Source organism: Candidatus Bathyarchaeota archaeon, from assembly GCA_018396705.1.
GTDB lineage: Archaea > Thermoproteota > Bathyarchaeia > Bathyarchaeales > Bathycorpusculaceae > DRVP01.
The window spans coordinates 64,292-79,834 of the sequence record JAGTQZ010000001.1 but is presented as its reverse complement, the minus strand read 5'-3'; the positions used below and the strand labels follow the sequence as shown (position 1 = coordinate 79,834).

Annotated in this window: 17 protein-coding genes and 1 tRNA gene; 9 read left to right on the top strand and 9 right to left on the bottom strand. The window is 42.5% G+C overall.

Going from position 1 to position 15,543, the window contains the following annotated elements; all coding sequences use genetic code 11:
- Positions 1 to 4: 4 nt before the first annotated feature.
- On the bottom strand, positions 5 to 670 hold the full coding sequence (locus KEJ24_00430) for a dolichol kinase (GenBank protein MBS7646295.1): 666 nt from the start codon (positions 668 to 670) through the stop codon (positions 5 to 7).
- 163 nt (positions 671 to 833) lie between these two features.
- On the opposite strand from KEJ24_00430, the gene KEJ24_00425 reads away from it, so the two are divergent.
- The 9 genes from KEJ24_00425 (at position 834) to KEJ24_00385 (ending at position 7,874) form a co-directional block, all read left to right on the top strand.
- Positions 834 to 1,364, top strand: coding sequence for a hypothetical protein (locus KEJ24_00425; GenBank protein MBS7646294.1), 531 nt, complete (start codon positions 834 to 836; stop codon positions 1,362 to 1,364).
- A complete protein-coding gene (locus tag KEJ24_00420; protein MBS7646293.1) occupies positions 1,271 to 1,774 on the top strand; it encodes an SPFH domain-containing protein in 504 nt (167 codons plus the stop codon). Before KEJ24_00425 ends, KEJ24_00420 begins: the two co-directional genes overlap by 94 nt.
- Before the next feature lie 89 nt (positions 1,775 to 1,863).
- Positions 1,864 to 2,205 carry a hypothetical protein gene (locus tag KEJ24_00415; protein ID MBS7646292.1) on the top strand — a complete coding sequence of 114 codons (342 nt, stop codon included), beginning with the start codon at positions 1,864 to 1,866 and terminating at the stop codon, positions 2,203 to 2,205.
- A 74-nt stretch (positions 2,206 to 2,279) separates the two neighbouring features.
- A tRNA-Pro gene (locus tag KEJ24_00410) sits at positions 2,280 to 2,354 on the top strand.
- A gap of 485 nt (positions 2,355 to 2,839) precedes the next feature.
- The gene (locus KEJ24_00405; protein MBS7646291.1) at positions 2,840 to 3,067 is read left to right on the top strand and encodes a hypothetical protein; all 228 of its coding nucleotides are present in this window, start codon (positions 2,840 to 2,842) and stop codon (positions 3,065 to 3,067) included.
- Positions 3,068 to 3,615: 548 nt separating this feature from the next.
- A complete protein-coding gene (gene nuoE, locus KEJ24_00400; GenBank protein ID MBS7646290.1) occupies positions 3,616 to 4,140 on the top strand; it encodes an NADH-quinone oxidoreductase subunit NuoE in 525 nt (174 codons plus the stop codon).
- 18 nt (positions 4,141 to 4,158) lie between these two features.
- Positions 4,159 to 6,069, top strand: coding sequence for a 4Fe-4S binding protein (locus KEJ24_00395; protein MBS7646289.1), 1,911 nt, complete (start codon positions 4,159 to 4,161; stop codon positions 6,067 to 6,069).
- An 11-nt stretch (positions 6,070 to 6,080) separates the two neighbouring features.
- A complete protein-coding gene (locus KEJ24_00390; protein ID MBS7646288.1) occupies positions 6,081 to 6,638 on the top strand; it encodes a (2Fe-2S)-binding protein in 558 nt (185 codons plus the stop codon).
- Between the two features lie 102 nt (positions 6,639 to 6,740).
- Positions 6,741 to 7,874, top strand: coding sequence for a trypsin-like peptidase domain-containing protein (locus KEJ24_00385; protein ID MBS7646287.1), 1,134 nt, complete (start codon positions 6,741 to 6,743; stop codon positions 7,872 to 7,874).
- Positions 7,875 to 7,885: 11 nt separating this feature from the next.
- Here the strand turns inward: KEJ24_00385 and KEJ24_00380 are convergent, their stop codons facing one another.
- From KEJ24_00380 to KEJ24_00345, 8 genes are all read right to left on the bottom strand, one after another.
- Entirely contained in the window at positions 7,886 to 9,058 is a 1,173-nt protein-coding gene (locus tag KEJ24_00380; protein MBS7646286.1) for an MFS transporter, read from the bottom strand.
- A 105-nt stretch (positions 9,059 to 9,163) separates the two neighbouring features.
- On the bottom strand, positions 9,164 to 10,162 hold the full coding sequence (locus tag KEJ24_00375) for an adenylosuccinate synthetase (protein ID MBS7646285.1): 999 nt from the start codon (positions 10,160 to 10,162) through the stop codon (positions 9,164 to 9,166).
- A gap of 335 nt (positions 10,163 to 10,497) precedes the next feature.
- A complete protein-coding gene (locus tag KEJ24_00370; GenBank protein ID MBS7646284.1) occupies positions 10,498 to 10,635 on the bottom strand; it encodes a hypothetical protein in 138 nt (45 codons plus the stop codon).
- 124 nt (positions 10,636 to 10,759) lie between these two features.
- Complete coding sequence (locus tag KEJ24_00365; protein MBS7646283.1) at positions 10,760 to 11,305, bottom strand: metallophosphoesterase; 546 nt, start codon at positions 11,303 to 11,305, stop codon at positions 10,760 to 10,762.
- Between the two features lie 290 nt (positions 11,306 to 11,595).
- Positions 11,596 to 12,903, bottom strand: a complete 1,308-nt coding sequence (locus KEJ24_00360; GenBank protein ID MBS7646282.1) for an ABC transporter permease — start codon at positions 12,901 to 12,903, stop codon at positions 11,596 to 11,598.
- Positions 12,896 to 13,627, bottom strand: a complete 732-nt coding sequence (locus tag KEJ24_00355) for an ABC transporter ATP-binding protein (protein ID MBS7646281.1) — start codon at positions 13,625 to 13,627, stop codon at positions 12,896 to 12,898. The genes KEJ24_00360 and KEJ24_00355 overlap by 8 nt, the downstream gene beginning before the upstream one ends.
- Positions 13,628 to 13,695: 68 nt before the next feature.
- Positions 13,696 to 14,874 carry a glycosyltransferase family 2 protein gene (locus KEJ24_00350; protein MBS7646280.1) on the bottom strand — a complete coding sequence of 393 codons (1,179 nt, stop codon included), beginning with the start codon at positions 14,872 to 14,874 and terminating at the stop codon, positions 13,696 to 13,698.
- An 81-nt stretch (positions 14,875 to 14,955) separates the two neighbouring features.
- A complete protein-coding gene (locus tag KEJ24_00345; GenBank protein MBS7646279.1) occupies positions 14,956 to 15,513 on the bottom strand; it encodes a CBS domain-containing protein in 558 nt (185 codons plus the stop codon).
- Positions 15,514 to 15,543: the final 30 nt, after the last annotated feature.

Below are 15,543 nucleotides of genomic sequence, written 5' to 3'. Positions count from 1 at the left end.
AATCTTAAATTGACAACAACCAAGGTGCATAAAACCTTACCGCAACCAGTATTAGAAAAGCAGACAAGGGCACAGTAACATTGTCATCTATTGGATTTGACTCAAAATGCTCTACTAAAGAGGCGACAGCACCAGCAACGGCTCCGGCTATGCCTAAAAACGCCGCGCCGACTGGTACAGAGAAAATAGCCATGGCAAGATTCCCCCACCATGATTTAGTTCTTTTCTTGTATAGCATGTTGCGCATTATCCCAGTTAATGCATCCCCAACAGACATAAACAACACCGGCAGCACTCCAAGCCAAAAGCTTCCAGAAACAATCCAACCTAATGTTATTATAATCCCCCACATGACACAAAATGAAACTTCATAAGCGTTTTCTTCCACTTGAAACCAATGCATCAGCCTTCCCCTCTTGTGAGGTATATATAAGAAAATAGCTAAAAGAATAGCCATGACAAACGGAAAGATAGGCGTCTTAAAAGTGTAAGGAACCAGAAAAGCTACAAAACCACCGGTCAAAACATGGATGACTTTCCTGTTATAATAGACTGCAACGTTATTGGGCACACCATCTCTAACCATTTTGCAATAAATCTTCCGCGTTAAAACCCCAGCCACAAAAATAACCCAGGTGAAAAGCAACGCGGTAACAACTACTTCTTGCATAAAAACGGGTATTGACACACTAGACCCAAATAGTAAGATCATCACCAAAACCATTTAAGCCTTTGCATTCAATGCACATACAAAGCCAAATTTAGCGAAAAATGTGGTAGATAATTTTATGAATATAAACAATAACAATGAACAATAATTTGGGATTGAGACCATGGAAGAATCAAAAGTGAAAAGCGAAAGAACAAGCTCAGAATATAAAAGATCATTAACACCATTTGTCTCCTTCCTAGTTATAGCTATAGTGACAACGATAATTGCGGTGCTTTTATTTTCCTCACCAGCGGCTGCTGTGCCCTCGCTTATCGCCGTGTTTTCTTGGTGTGTGTTGCCAATAACAATCGCTATTAACAAAGAGTGGGAGGAAGCTGTCATACTTCGTTTCGGCAAGTTTCAAAGACTTGTCGGTCCAAGACTTTTCTTCAAATGGCCATTCGTTGAAAGTTTTCTTAAACAGGACAAACGCATTGTGGCTTTAGATGTCCCGAGACAAGAGGTCATGACGAAAGATAATATAAGCGTGAGCGTAGATGCCGTCGTGTTTGCGAAAGTTGTGAACACCAAAGACAGCCTAATCAACATTAGAAACCTATGGGACAGCGTCATGAAACATGCACAGGCAACCATGCGGGATGTAGTGGGCAGCATCGAGCTAGACGACTGCTTGCCCATCGTGAGGAAATAGCCAACAGAATTGAAAGGGTTGTTGAAGAAGAAACCCAAAACTGGGGCGTCGAAATAATATCTGTAAAGCTGCAGAACATAGAGCTACCGGAAGATATGAAACGCGTCATTGCAAGACAAGCAGAAGCTGAACGTGAAAAGAGGGCAGTTATAATCAAGAGCGAAGGCGAACTAACCGCCGCCGCAAACCTAGATAAAGCTGTGCAACAAATGAGCAACCGAGCGTTATACCTCCGCACACTAGCAAGCCTAGAAGACATAAGCTATGATCCAAGCAACACCATCGTCTTCGCAATACCCCTCGACATTACAAGAGGCGAAATATTTGGATTAACTGCTCTAGCGAAAAGTCGAACAATCACAAGGCAAAATGAAAAGAAAACAGAGACACGAGAAAAACAAAATGTCTAAACACCAGTCGTATTTTTGTTGTACATATGAACAGAAATCTTTATTAATTATTAATATTACAGACATGTCTGAACATCGTAGGGAAAGAAATGTCACCCCCATCGTTATTTCATCATCATGAGGAAAAGCTTAGATGCCCTTACAGGGGATGCGGGAAAACCTTTGAAAAACCCGCCGTTTTAACAGACAACTCAACGATCCCCCGACAGACGTACTATGCCTGTCCTTACTGCATGTCCAAAATAGACATAATTGTAGAAAACATGAAAATCGTAAGCGTCAAATCCACAGACTACCCCAAGGTTTTTGATTCGCCAGCAAAATGCGCCTACTATTTCGGATTTCTAAACTCTATTCCAAAGGATATGCCAATTCCAGACGAATGTCTTGTCTGCCCAAAAGTCCTGCAATGTTCGGCTAGGAATCGTTAGAACTATAACTAAACACTTTATTTCCATAGAGAAACATTTTAAACCATCCGCTCAAAATTCTATTAGAAATTATTGGGGCTGTCGGCTAGCTTGGTCTAGGCTTGGAGACTTGGGCTCTCTAGACCCCGGTTCAAATCCGGGCAGCCCCACTACATTTCGGGTTTATAGGTTTAGACTTTACGTTGGCATGGATTGCCACTTGTTTGTAAAATCTTTTTTCAATAGGGTGAGAGACCATCTGAAGCAAGCTTTCGTACTTCCCTATAGTAAATACTTTGGCTTTCTTTTTTATTTCCTCATCTGCAGCTTTGATGGCTTCTATTATAGAGGCTTCATCTTTTAGGGTTAATTGAAACGCTTGAGGGAAATGCTTATTTATCTCTCTTTGATGGATAATTAATGTTACTTTTTCATTATTTTTCTAGTGAATAATTTACTTAATTTGCATTTTGCAATCTTTTTATGCAACTTTATAACTAAACGCGTAAATAATGTATGAAGGCCATAGCTGCTGGGGGCGTTCGCAATGAGAACTATTAAGGTTGTTAGGAGTGCAACTACGGAAATTTTGCCCACCAACGGAATGTAAGCGTTGTTGAACTATTCCTCTCCTTTCTTCTCGATGGTTATTATTTTGCGTGATTTTGCTCCGGATGTTACGGGCAAAGCGATGAAAACGAGGGCGCTTATGGCTATGAATCCCAAGCTACTGGAATGCCGCTTACTCCGAGGTATATTGCCGCTAGAGGAGTACAAGAAAAGCATAAAGCGTTTTATCGCCGTGCACAGTTATGGTTATGTAGTGGACGTTTCTGGCGAAGGAGGCATGGCGCAGATATTTATAAACACGGTGATAAATTAAGCAATATCACCCCAGCCTTATGGAAGGGGTCGGTTAGTATTAGGTTTGCATAGAAAGTGATTAAAGGCGGAGTTATAACCCAGTTTGCAATTCAATTAACGTAACAATAAGGGCTTTGATCTCTTGCTGCTTGCTTTATGTCGCTGAGCCTTGTTTTCCACACCTTTGCTGTTAGTTGTTGCACACAAATGGAGGAAGCTTTCAAAACGTCACTGAAAAGAGCACAATAACACCGGAGGCCATTTTTGGTATTCTTTGCTGCTGTATCATATTTGCTTCCGAGATTTATACAAAAAATTTATATGATGTGGAATTTTCCTATGTTAAACATGTTTAACCAAAATTATCCCCAGAAGAAGAAAGAACGTAAATCGCAGTTTGTAGGTTTGCGAATAGGTGAAAAGGAAAGAGAAAGGTTATTTAAACTTAAGGAAGCTACGGGATTAAGTAAAACGCAGCTTCTATTGAAAGGTTTAGAGTTACTTGGTGAATATTACTCGCTTGATCTTGATCAGCCACCATTGAGCATCGAACTTAAGAGGCTTGAGATGGAGGCTTTACGTTATGCCGAGGCTATAAAACAAATAAGACAGAGAGGTCAAGCTATAAAACTCATTGTTCAAGAGCTACGGGATGTCGACGCAATTGTAGATAAGCATAAAAGCGATAGAAGTCGCCTGATTCAAATTCTGCTGGATGTTCAAAAGAAATATGGCTGGCTTCCCAAACTTGCCTTAATATGGATATCAGAAAGGTTGAATGTTTCTATGGCTCAAATATATAGTATTGCCACATTTTACAAAGCTTTCTCGCTAATTCCCAGAGGACGGCATACTATTAGAGTTTGTATGGGAACATCATGTAAAGTTCGAGGAGCACCAGAACTTCTTAATAACCTACAGAGAATTTTAGGAATAGAACCTGGACAAACCACACCCGACGGGAAGTTTACCCTAACAACTGTGAACTGTCTGGGCTGTTGCGCCATCAGCCCAGTATTAACTATTGACGGCGAGTATTATGGGCACTTAAAACTAACAGACGTAAAGAAAATTCTTGCGAAATATAATTAGGTGAATTTCATGTCAAATATTAAGCCTATACGTTCGCCTGAAGATCTTGAGCGTCTCCGTAAGGAAATCTTAGCGAAAAGAGAGCCAAGTAAACCGTGTATCACAGTATGTGTCAGCACAGGCTGCGTTGCGCAAGGAAGCATAAAACTTGTTGAAGCCTTCAAAGCTGAACTTGAAAAACAGGGGCTAACAGACAGAGTGGAAGTTAAGGAAACTGGATGCGTAGGTTTCTGCGAACAGGGACCCAGAGTAACAATTTATCCACAAGAAATTTACTATTTTAAGGTCAAGCCTGAAGATGTCCCCGAAATTGTTTCTAAAACAGTCCTTAAGAATGAGATCGTAGAACGTTTGCTCTACAAAGATCCAATCACCGGAAAAACTGCGCAAATTCTTGAGGAAATACCCTTCTATAAATATCAGCTCAGGCTTCTACTCGAAAATAACGCAAAAATAAATCCCAAAAACATTGAAGACTACATTGCCATCGGGGGATACAGCGCCCTTGCCAAAGCCCTATTCAAAATGACACCTGAGCAAATTATTGAGGAAGTAAAGAAGTCAAACCTGCGAGGTCGGGGCGGAGGAGGTTTTCCAACAGGAATAAAATGGGAGACTACACGAAATGCGCCTGGTGAACCCAAGTATGTCATTGTAAACTGCGATCAAGGCGATCCCGGAGCATTTATGGACAGAACGGTTATGGAGGGTAATCCTCACAGCGTCTTAGAGGGCCTTATAATTGGAGCTTATGCCATCGGTGCTCATCGAGGCTTTGTTTACGTTCGAGAAGAGTACCCAATAGCCGCAGAGAACATATCAATTGCGATTGAACAAGCTGAAGAATACGGTTTACTCGGCGGAAACATTCTGGGTTCCGGCTTTAGCTTCAATGTTGAAGTTTACAGAGGCGCAGGTGCCTTTGTCTCCGGAGAGTCAAGCGCGCTTATGACGGCTATTGAAGGCAAAGTCGGCGAGCCGAGGCCAAAATATATTCACACAGCTGTTAAGGGTTTATGGGATAAGCCAAGTTGCCTTAACAACACCAAGACATGGGCCACCATCCCGCTTATAATCCTTAAAGGTGCCGAGTGGTTTAGAAACATTGGAACTAAAGGTAGCAGTGGAACCATGATATTTTCTCTAGTGGGGAAAGTCAACAATACTGGTCTGGTCGAGGTTCCAATGGGTATAACACTTCGCGACTTAATCTTTAAGATAGGCGGAGGGATAAGAGGAGGCAAGAAGTTTAAAGCAGTTCAAACAGGCGGGCCCTCGGGCGGCTTCATTCCAGAACAGTACCTTGACACTCCCGTGGACTTCGACGAGCTAACTAAGCTAGGTTCTATGATGGGTTCAGGAGGTATGATTGTTATGGACGAGGATGCATGTATGGTGGATATGGCGCGCTATTTTATTGACTTCCTCCTTGATGAGTCCTGTGGGAAATGTGTGCCGTGCCGTGAAGGATTAAGGGCGATGTCTAAAATTCTAAACGATATCTGCGAAGGTAAAGGAAAAGACGGTGATATCGAAAAAATTGAAGATTTAGCTGAAGTTATGAAAGAGGCATCGCTATGCGCGTTAGGAAGAACAGCAGTCAACCCTGTTTTAACATCGCTCAAATACTTTAGAAATGAATGGGAAGAACACATAAAAGAGAAGAAATGCCAAGCTAAAGCATGTAAGGCATTAATAAACTACTATATCGATCCAGAAAAATGCCAAGCATGTATGCTTTGCCTAAGAGAGTGCCCGGCGGGAGCTGTCATAGGCGGCAAAGACCAAGTTCACTGGATCGATCAAAAGAAGTGTGTGAAGTGTGGAACATGTTACGAACTCTGCCGATTTGGGGCAGTAGTTAAACTTACAGGAGAACCAATCCCCCCTCCGCCAATGGGGGTGAAACCGATCAGAAAAAAGAAGTAGAGAGGTGAACAATTGTGATTGTAACATTAAACATCGACGGGAAAGAAGTTAAAGCAAAAGAAGGCATGACTATTCTAGAAGCTGCAAAGCAAGCTGGTATAGAAATACCCACACTCTGCTATGATGAGAAGCTAGAACCTTATGGGGCATGTCGAATTTGCAGTGTAGAAATTGAAAAGAGAGGTAAAACCCAAATAGTAGCTTCATGTTGCTATCCTGTAGAAGATGGCTTAAAAGTGAAGACGACTTCCGATAAAATTATAAAAATTCGGAAGATCATCTTAGAACTGCTTCTCCCTTTAAGCCCCACTGGGCCCATACTAAGCTTAGCTCAAAAGTATGGTGTTGAAAAGTCCCGTTTCCCTTCCCAGCGAACTGACTGTATCCTTTGCGGTCTTTGTACGAGGTATTGCGCAGAAGTTAAAGGGGAAAAAGCCGTAACATTTATCGGAAGAGGTGCAGACAAAAAAATTGCTCTTGTCCCAGAGAAAGCTGGCGTTTGCGCCACTTGTAGGGAGTGCTACAATCTCTGTCCAAGCGGAAAAATCATTGATGAAACTGCAGTCTAGCCACACGCGACGCGCACGCATACTTTTATCCTACAGATCATAATAAGTCTTTTCATAATAAGTCTTTCAGACTGCACACTACGCAGTTTGTGAGGTGATTCCATGGAGCAGAAATACACCCCGGCAATAGATAAAAAGTTCATAATATCGCTATTTCTCGTTGCAATAGCTTTAGGTGGAGTTCTCTCGCTCGTATACTTGCACTTGGATTTGAGAACGAATTTGAAGGTTTTGCAGGATAGGTATGCCGACCTGTCAGCCCGGCTTGAAACTATTCAAGAGTTCATAGAACAGCTTCATTACGTTCAGAAACTCAATCTTACAGCAGTTCAGATATATAACATGACAAGAAACTCCGTTGTGTTAGTTCTAGCGGGTGATAAGTCTGGCTCAGGATTTGTTTATAGCGTTGGAACAAATGGCAAAGGATACATTGTCACAAACTATCATGTTGTGGAAGGTTCCGAAAACAGCGTTAAAGTAACGTTTTTTGTTAACGGCAAACCCATTCAAATCCATGCAACGTTAAAGGGAAAAGACATATACAGTGACTTGGCAGTTTTAGAAGTGTATAACATTCCAGAAGAGGCTAAGCCACTGTCTATAGGTGATTCCACAGAGCTTTTGGTGGGTGAACCTGTCTACGCCATTGGAAACCCATTCGGCTTAGAAGGCTCAATGACCGCTGGTATAGTAAGCCAGGTTGGCAGAGTTTTAAAGCTAAGCGAGTTGGGTGTACCTGAGCCTTGGGGAGTATACTCCATAGTTGACGTAATTCAATTTGATGCAGCTATCAACCCGGGGAATTCTGGCGGACCATTACTTAATGGTCTAGGCCAAGTTATAGGCGTAACCTTCGCTATAGAAACAACAGGGGGGGTGGCCGCCTTCATAGGCATAGGCTACGCCATCCCATCCATAATAATGCAGAGGGTAGCCAATGCAATAATAGAGAAAGGAATCTACGATCATCCATGGGTTGGTATAGAATGTGACGCCACATACATAGGCGGAGTGTCAATTTCACATGTAGTTAAAGGTAGCCCTGCCTACAACGCGGGCTTACAAGTTGGCGACGTAATTGTGGAGGTTGATAGCCGTTCGGTTAACCGTTACGATGACTTGATGATTTATCTGGAGCGATACAAAAGCCCCGGAGATGTTATACAATTAAAAGTTAAAAGGGATGGCCAGGATTTGTCGATAAGTTTAACCCTAGAGAAGAGGCCGAAATGAAGAGCCCACTCCTAAAACTTCTGGTTTAAAGCGACTGCCGCCAGAATAATGGTCATTGTAATTGCAGTGACAAAGAGTATGTTTGGCTCCATATTGTATAGTATTCCACCAAAGTATGGTGCTAGCGTTGAAATGAACATACTTATCGTTTGCGGGATGGAAATCCACCTAGCCCTTATGAGTTCTGGTGCCATGGGCCCTACAACAGCGCTCATCAACGACCATATTGTGTAGGAGGCCCCACTCAAGAAAGATGTAAGCACCAGAATGTAGAAGTTTCCAGTTAGAAGCATAACAGCCAAGGAAAAGCTACACAGCATCATCAAGGCTGTGATGGCGAATTTTTTCCCATACCTGTCTCCAAGTCTGCCTAATGCAATGCCTAAAATAGCTGAGCCGGCGAAGGCTATGGAGCCTAGAACACCAATTTCAAAGTCTCCGTAGCGGTGTATGTCTGCTAAAAACTTTGGCACGAAAGGGCGATACATCATCAGAACGAACATTACCGCCGCGAAAAAGGCTGAAAGCACCATAAGCTCCCTCGTCTTTAAAAGCTGAAGTGTTGACGGATAATCTTTGAAGTTTACTTGTTCCAGCGGTTTGGCATATTGGCTTCTGATGAACACCAGAGTCAGCGCCGCTAAACTATATAGGACGAACGATGCAAGGAAGACGGTTTGCATGCCAACTTTTCCAGCCATGTATCCGCCAAGGGCTGGCGAAAAAACATAGCCAAGAGACCAAGCTGAGGATATAACCGTAAACGTTAACGTAAGCCTATTCCTGTCAGCCGCTGTTACAATGTAGGCTGTGCTTGCAGATCCGCCGAGCCAAAAACCCCAAAGTATCATACCTGGAGCCAGCTGCATCCAGTTTCTTGCAAAAGCAAAAATTAGTGGTGCCGGAATCCATGCAGCCCATCCGGCTATCATAATCTTTTTTCTGTCATATTTATCAGCAAACGTCCCGGCGACAAGCAGCGTTAAAGCAGCCGAGAGGCTTGCCAACGCATATAACGCGCCGATTTCAACAGAACCCGCCCCCAAACCTTCAGCCATATAATAGGGCAAGAGATAAGCATAAAGACCGTCTCCGAAAGCGCCCACAAGGTTTGAGATAAAAATCAGTTTTAAGTCTCTGTTTAAAACTTCGAAAGCCAAGCTGAATCGTGAAGTCTTTCGCATATAACTATCGCCAAGCATTTCCTTGCTTAAGATTGAAGGCCTTACCACAGCAATTATCAGCTTTAACGCGTAAATGGATGTCGAGGAAACGTTGAAGCTAAGGATTTAGGTTCTTCGATCAATTATGTCTAATGCATCTGGACCTGTTCCTATTAAGATCACGGGTATACCTACTTGCCGTTCAATTTCTCTCACAAATTCTTTTGCTTCAACCGGCAAGTCCTCATATTTTCTAACACCTTTACACTTTGGATACAAAGCGTCCAGCTTTGTCAATGCTGCTTGAGTTGCACCGTTTACAGTTGCAGACTTTTTGGCGATTTCAAAGCTAAACGGGGCTGAGCGTCTTTCACGGCCTGTTCCAGCAGCAATCTCAAACCATCCGCGTTTAATAGCCTCCTCTCTTGGAAGCTCTCCCGGTAATGGTCCAGCTCCAACACGGGTCATGAAAGACTTGAACACTATTAAGACGTCATCAACCTTTGTCGGGCCTACACCTGCCTCCGAGCATACTCCTGAAGCGCTTGTGTCCCTTCCAGTTACATATGGATAAGTTCCAAAGAAAAGTGAAAGCATAAATCCTTGCGTTCCTTCCAAAATTACTTTTTTGCCAGAATCTATGGCGTTATTAACTTCTAATGCCGCATCCGTTAAGTAAGGTTGCAGCTCGGGAACTTCTTTAGCCAGTTTGGCAGTTCTGCGGACGCGTTCCTCTATGGCTGGTCCAACACCCCAGCCTGTTGTACCTATACCCTTCAGGTGGGCACTCGTTCTATCTTGTTCAGAATGCTTCTCCTCAATTATTGAAGCCTGATAATCAACGCCTATGCGGTTTTTCACATTTGTCAATTCCACTTCTTCAAGGAACTTTGCAACATGAATATTTGCACCGGCACCAATTAGCAAGCGACACTTTTCATAGACAAAAGTGGCTGGAACCATGTGAAGCGCATAACGTCTTCCTTCAAACCAGACAGTGTGCGCCGCATTAACGGAACCTGTTCGCACACAAACATCTATTTTATCCTTTAAAGCGAGGTAAGAAATTATTTTACCTTTCCCCTCGTCTCCCCAGAAACCTCCGATTATAACTGTGCACGGCATATGTGATCACGAGTTCAGAAAATCTGCTAAACCCTATTTAAGGCTATTTTAAACTTTTATGCATAAAAGCCAACATGACTAGCTACTTTGCCTATCGCCAGCTTCTATTAGATTTAGGTTTAAAAGCTTCGCCCACGCGATGTTTCTTAAGGGTATTTGAAGCACTCTGGTCCTTCCGTAAGGGATGCATTTAACCAAAATCTCGCCTTTCAACACGTCTTTCCGGATTTCAGCCCATCACACATTAACTATTACGGAGCCATCTTTAAGGTGAAGGTTAACGTTTTTCCAGATAAAAGACTTGGCAACATTTACCTTAAAGCCTTGCACCGTTCTCACCATTCCAAGTCTTTTTCGGCTATCTCACTCCAACAACGCCTACAAATGGGAAGCTTCTCACCCTTGAAAACTATATAAACTTCGATGTCTTCATTCTTGCATTCTTTACCCCATGGGTTTCTACAACGTTCCATGAATGGTACACCTCGCCGAATCAGTAAGCTCAGTGAAAAATTCAGGCTCGCATAACCTTTTAAATCATATTCTGAATTGGTAACCTCAACCAGTAGAGAGATAAGTTAAAGTGAAAAAGCGAAACTATGAAAGCACAACGATTTCTGGCAAAATTTTCTCCCTAGTTACCGTAAGCAATCCAACGGTAGGCTTTGCAACAAAAGGCGGAAGAGGGTTTGTCGGGCTTCCAGGATTTATAAAGAGAATTTCACCTTCCCACTTTATAGTTGGATGATGAGTGTGCCCATAAACAAGAACATTGAAACCGTTTTGTTTCGCTATCTCCCGCATCTTCCCCATACCAAAAAAGGTTCCGGGATCATGCATGACTCCGATCTTCCAATCGAAAATCTTGAGAGAGTTCATTTTCGGCAGTTTCCCACGGGTTTCCGGGCCGTCCATGTTTCCGTAAACTGCTAAAACTGGGGCAATCTGCTCCAACTTGTCTATCACGGTTAGGTCCACAAGATCACCAGCATGAATGATATAATCGACTTTTTCGAAGGTCTCGAAAACTTTTTTGGGGATTTCACGGGCGCGGACAGGCACATGAGTGTCTGAAATTAGCCCTAAAGTTTTTGCTAGACCCTTTTCATGCATTTTTTTCAAGGCAGCTTCTTGACTGAGCATCTCTTAAGAGCCTCTTTTCACACAATTTTTAGCAGCGTCTTATTAAAATATTTTAACAAGTCCACACTGCTTAGAAGTCAGCACAACGCAAGTGACGCGTAAGTTTAAACTTGTGGGACCTGCAGCGACGCCCTTTATAGTTTGCTAAGCTCGACTAGATTGACGTAGACCTAAGCTTCGTGTACGCAAACGGGCAAATAAAGGGCAAGTTTTGTTGTTCTGTTGTAAATGCTAGGACATTTTGGGCAGCCTCTGACAAAGTGGTGTCTAGAAACTTTTGCATTTAAACGCTAGGATTCCTCAAGAGGTGTTTCTTTCCGCTTCCTTAGTCCCTTGAATTTTAGTTTTGCTGTTAGTATTTTCTCGGTGGCGAAAAGTCTTGAAGCCGCGTACATAACGACTACGGTGAAGGCGAAAACATAAATTATACCAAAAATAACGGTCCAATAGTCGCCCATTACGATGGCTTTCGAGGCTATTATTGGATGACTGAAGGGGATGGCGAACAATACAAGTTTAAATACAAAAGGCAGCGTGTTAATGTCCAAGTATATTAGGGCGATGGATGGGAAGAAAACCAGTGGGTATATGTTGCTGACAAGAGCTTGGGCGCCTCTAACATCTCCAGCGAAAGCTGACAGAATGACGGCCAATGCTAAAGCTGAGATTAAAGTAACAAAAAGCGACAAACCCAAGAGTAAATAACCGAAAGCCGACGGTACAAGTCCTAAAGCAGCTAAATCCAAGTTTGAGCTAACGGGAATTCCAGTCGTAATTGAGCTAAACATGTAACTGTAGCCAGCCATGTAGGCAATAGCGCCGATTGCCGCAACAATAATGGAGCTAGAGAGTTTCCCCCATAGAATTGCAAGACGATCCATAGGTAACGTCAAAAGGGTTTCGAGAGTTTTCTCCTCCTTTTCCATAGCCATGGAAGCAGCGGCAACCTGAGGAGCGTAAGAAAGCAAAATAAGCACGGTTACTGGCAGAGCTATAGACTGCATCATCAAAAGCCCGGAAACAGCTGCAGGATCCACGTATTTAATTTCACCCTTAATTACGGTTGCTTTCTCGGAGTATAAAACATCTGGAGCGTAATACCGGTTAAACAGGTTTATCAAAGCGTCAACCGTCGAGGAACCGACGCTTTCGAAGATGCTTGTCCCACGTAAGACGCCATAAAACCTCACGTAGGCCTTTGTGCTGGGATTGTTGAAATGGGCGGTTACGTTTTGGCTGAACCCCTCTGGAATTTCCAGAATTTGGGTTGCATTATATTTGGAGAGAAGCTCTAGAACTTTCCCGCTGTCTAATGGCTTTATGTTATTTTCAGGATAAATCGTGAGATTGAAGCCGAAGGCGTTCAAGCTTTCTAAGAAATTGATGAAAGCGTGGGACCAGTTTCCACCGTCGTTGTTCACTATGATTAATGCAGCTTTTATGGCTTGTTCTTGAGCTGTCTGCATTGCATAGCCCATTACCGCGCCCAGAACTGGAAACAACACCAGCGGCACAATGACCATAGGCAGTAGGATTTTTGGGTCTCTCATTAGCTCTTTAAGCTCTTTTAGGAGAAACGTTTCAAACCCTTTAAGCAATCTTCACCACCTTAGCGAAAACCTCTTCAAGGTTTGCGCATCCAAACTTTTCCTTAAGCTTTTGAGGGGCGCCTTCAGCCACAAGCCTACCCTTATCCATAAGGGCGACTCTATCGCAGAGATGTTCAACCTCTAACATGTTGTGGCTTGAGAGAAGAACGGTCACATCATGCAGCTTAACATATTTTTTTATGATTTCCCTAATATGGAAGGAGTGAATGACATCCAAGCCGCTTGTTGGTTCGTCTAAAATCGCCAGTTTAGGCTTGGGCATAAGCGCCCTGGCCACCAGAAGCCGTCGCTTCATACCTTTACTGTAAGTTTTGGTTTTATCCTTTAGGCGTTCACCTAAACCGCAAATTTCGGCAGCCTCTTTAACCATAATGTGAACTTCGTCCTTATTTTTGGCATTAAACTTTGCCATAAACTCGAGATATTCCCATCCGGAAAGATAACGGTAAGCTCCGGCCTCCTCTGGAAGGTAAGAAATAATCTTGCGAACTTCCGCGGCTTTTTCAACAACATCCAATCCAAAAACCTTCACGGTGCCTGTTGAAGGCAAAAGCAAAGTCGAAATAATTCTTAATGCAGTTGTTTTCCCAGCACCGTTGGGACCAATAAGCCCATAAATTTCGCCAGGTTTAACCGCGAAGCTTAAATCATCTAAAGCTCGGATGTTTCCAAAAACTTTAACAACATTTGTAGCCTCCACAGCCAAGCTCATTGAAATAACACCCTTTCCAACGGTTTAACCGAACCAAAATGGATTAAATTATTTAAAGGTTTTCGCAGTTAAACCTTCCAGTCTAGCTCATAATTTTGAGAAACAAAAGCCCTTAATATACCGATAAAAAGCACAATGACCGCTATGGGCTGATAAACAAGATAATAAACTAAAAACTCTGCAAGGTTAAAGTGGAGCCCAAACCTCCGCGAAACCACGTAAAAAAGGGTTGAAAATGCTAGAAATCCTATGAAGGAGTTTGTCAAACCCGTTAGGATTATGGATAAAAGTGAGGGGTGAACCACCTGAGGGAATGCAAAGCCTAGCTGTGCTGCCAAAACCACTGGAACAAAATGGTGAAATTGCACCTCTAGAACAGTAGAAAAAACGTAACTGAGTAAAAGAGGTATTACGGCTGGGAAAATCATAATTGCACATGGAAGCGCAACATGAGGATATTTCACAATATGTGCGACTAGTTTTCTCCAATGCGTCTTAATCCATAAACCAGTGCCGATGCCCCAACGCTTCCTCTGGTTTAGCCAGCTTTTCCAATTAGAGGGGGCCTTAGTGTAGACGCAAACCTTTTCAGCATATTTAAACCTCTTATTCCTCAGAAAAGTCTTAACAGCCAAGTCTAAATCCTCAGAAACAACTTTTGAAAAGCCTCCAACCTCTTCGAAAACTTCCCTTTTTATCGCAAAGGCTGTTCCGCTCACCCCAAAAAATTTGCCCACAAGTCTTGAGAAGAAATAGCTTGCAAAATTTGAGCTCAAATACTCGTAATTGACCATCCTCGAAATGAAAGAATCTTTAATAATCTTTTTCTTAAAGTCGATAAGGTCGGCATCGCACATTGCATCCCTTACAACTTGCCAAAGATTGATATCACCGTCAACCTTAACGTCAGCATCGATGAAAACCAGAATTTGACCGCTAGATAATTTAACAGCGCTGTTTAGAGCTTCCACTTTCCCCTTACGTTCATTATTCAAAATAAAGCAAACTTTGCCATGATAGCGCTCCACAATTCTAAGCGACTCTTTGTTTGGTTCGTCCACAACAACAAAAATTTCCCCATAGTCAGGCATGGTGCATGTTAACTTTTCCAGTAAAGGCTCTAACAGTTCAGAACCTTTATAGACAGGTATGAAGACGCTAATTCTGGAATCCCCTAGAACTGGTGAATTCCACCCCTCAGCTTTTACAGAAACGGTAGACTGCAGAGACGTTTCTGAAAGTTTCATAATCAATGCACGCTAACAAATTCCGAATTACATGCAAATAAGCTTTTATAAAAATAGTTTCTAGAGAGGAGTGGTCATGTTTTAGATGATCACCTTAAAGAGATCTGCTTTCGTTATTATCCCGACAATCCTACCCTTCCTTGTGACTAGAACCGCTGGGTAGAAATGCAACAGATTTGAAACTAGAGGGACTGGAGCATTTTCGTCTATTTGAGGCGGGGCTTCTTCCATAATTTCTTCAACAAACTTTTTCGAAACCTCTGAAAAGTCCTTGGCGGCGGTCACCTGGCTTAGTATGGTCTTTTCGGATATGCAGCCGACGCATTTTTCGCCATCGAAAACTGGAATTTGTGAAAAACCATGTTCCATCATTAGGCTTATGGCTTTTGCAACATTATCACGTTTCTGAACGCCTACGACACCTTCATGAAAAATCTCCTTGGCGGTGTGATTTTCCTTGAATTCCATTCTTTCTAACACATCGAAAATAGATTTAACTTTACCATATGAAGGATCTATTTTGCCAGACTCTATTTTAGCGATAAAAGATTGGCTAACACCGGCAATTTTCGCCAACTGTTTTTGAGTTAAACCAAGCATCTTTCTTCTTTTCGCTATTTCATCTAAAGATGGCAGCATATAATGGCATGTATAAACTCATGTAAATAT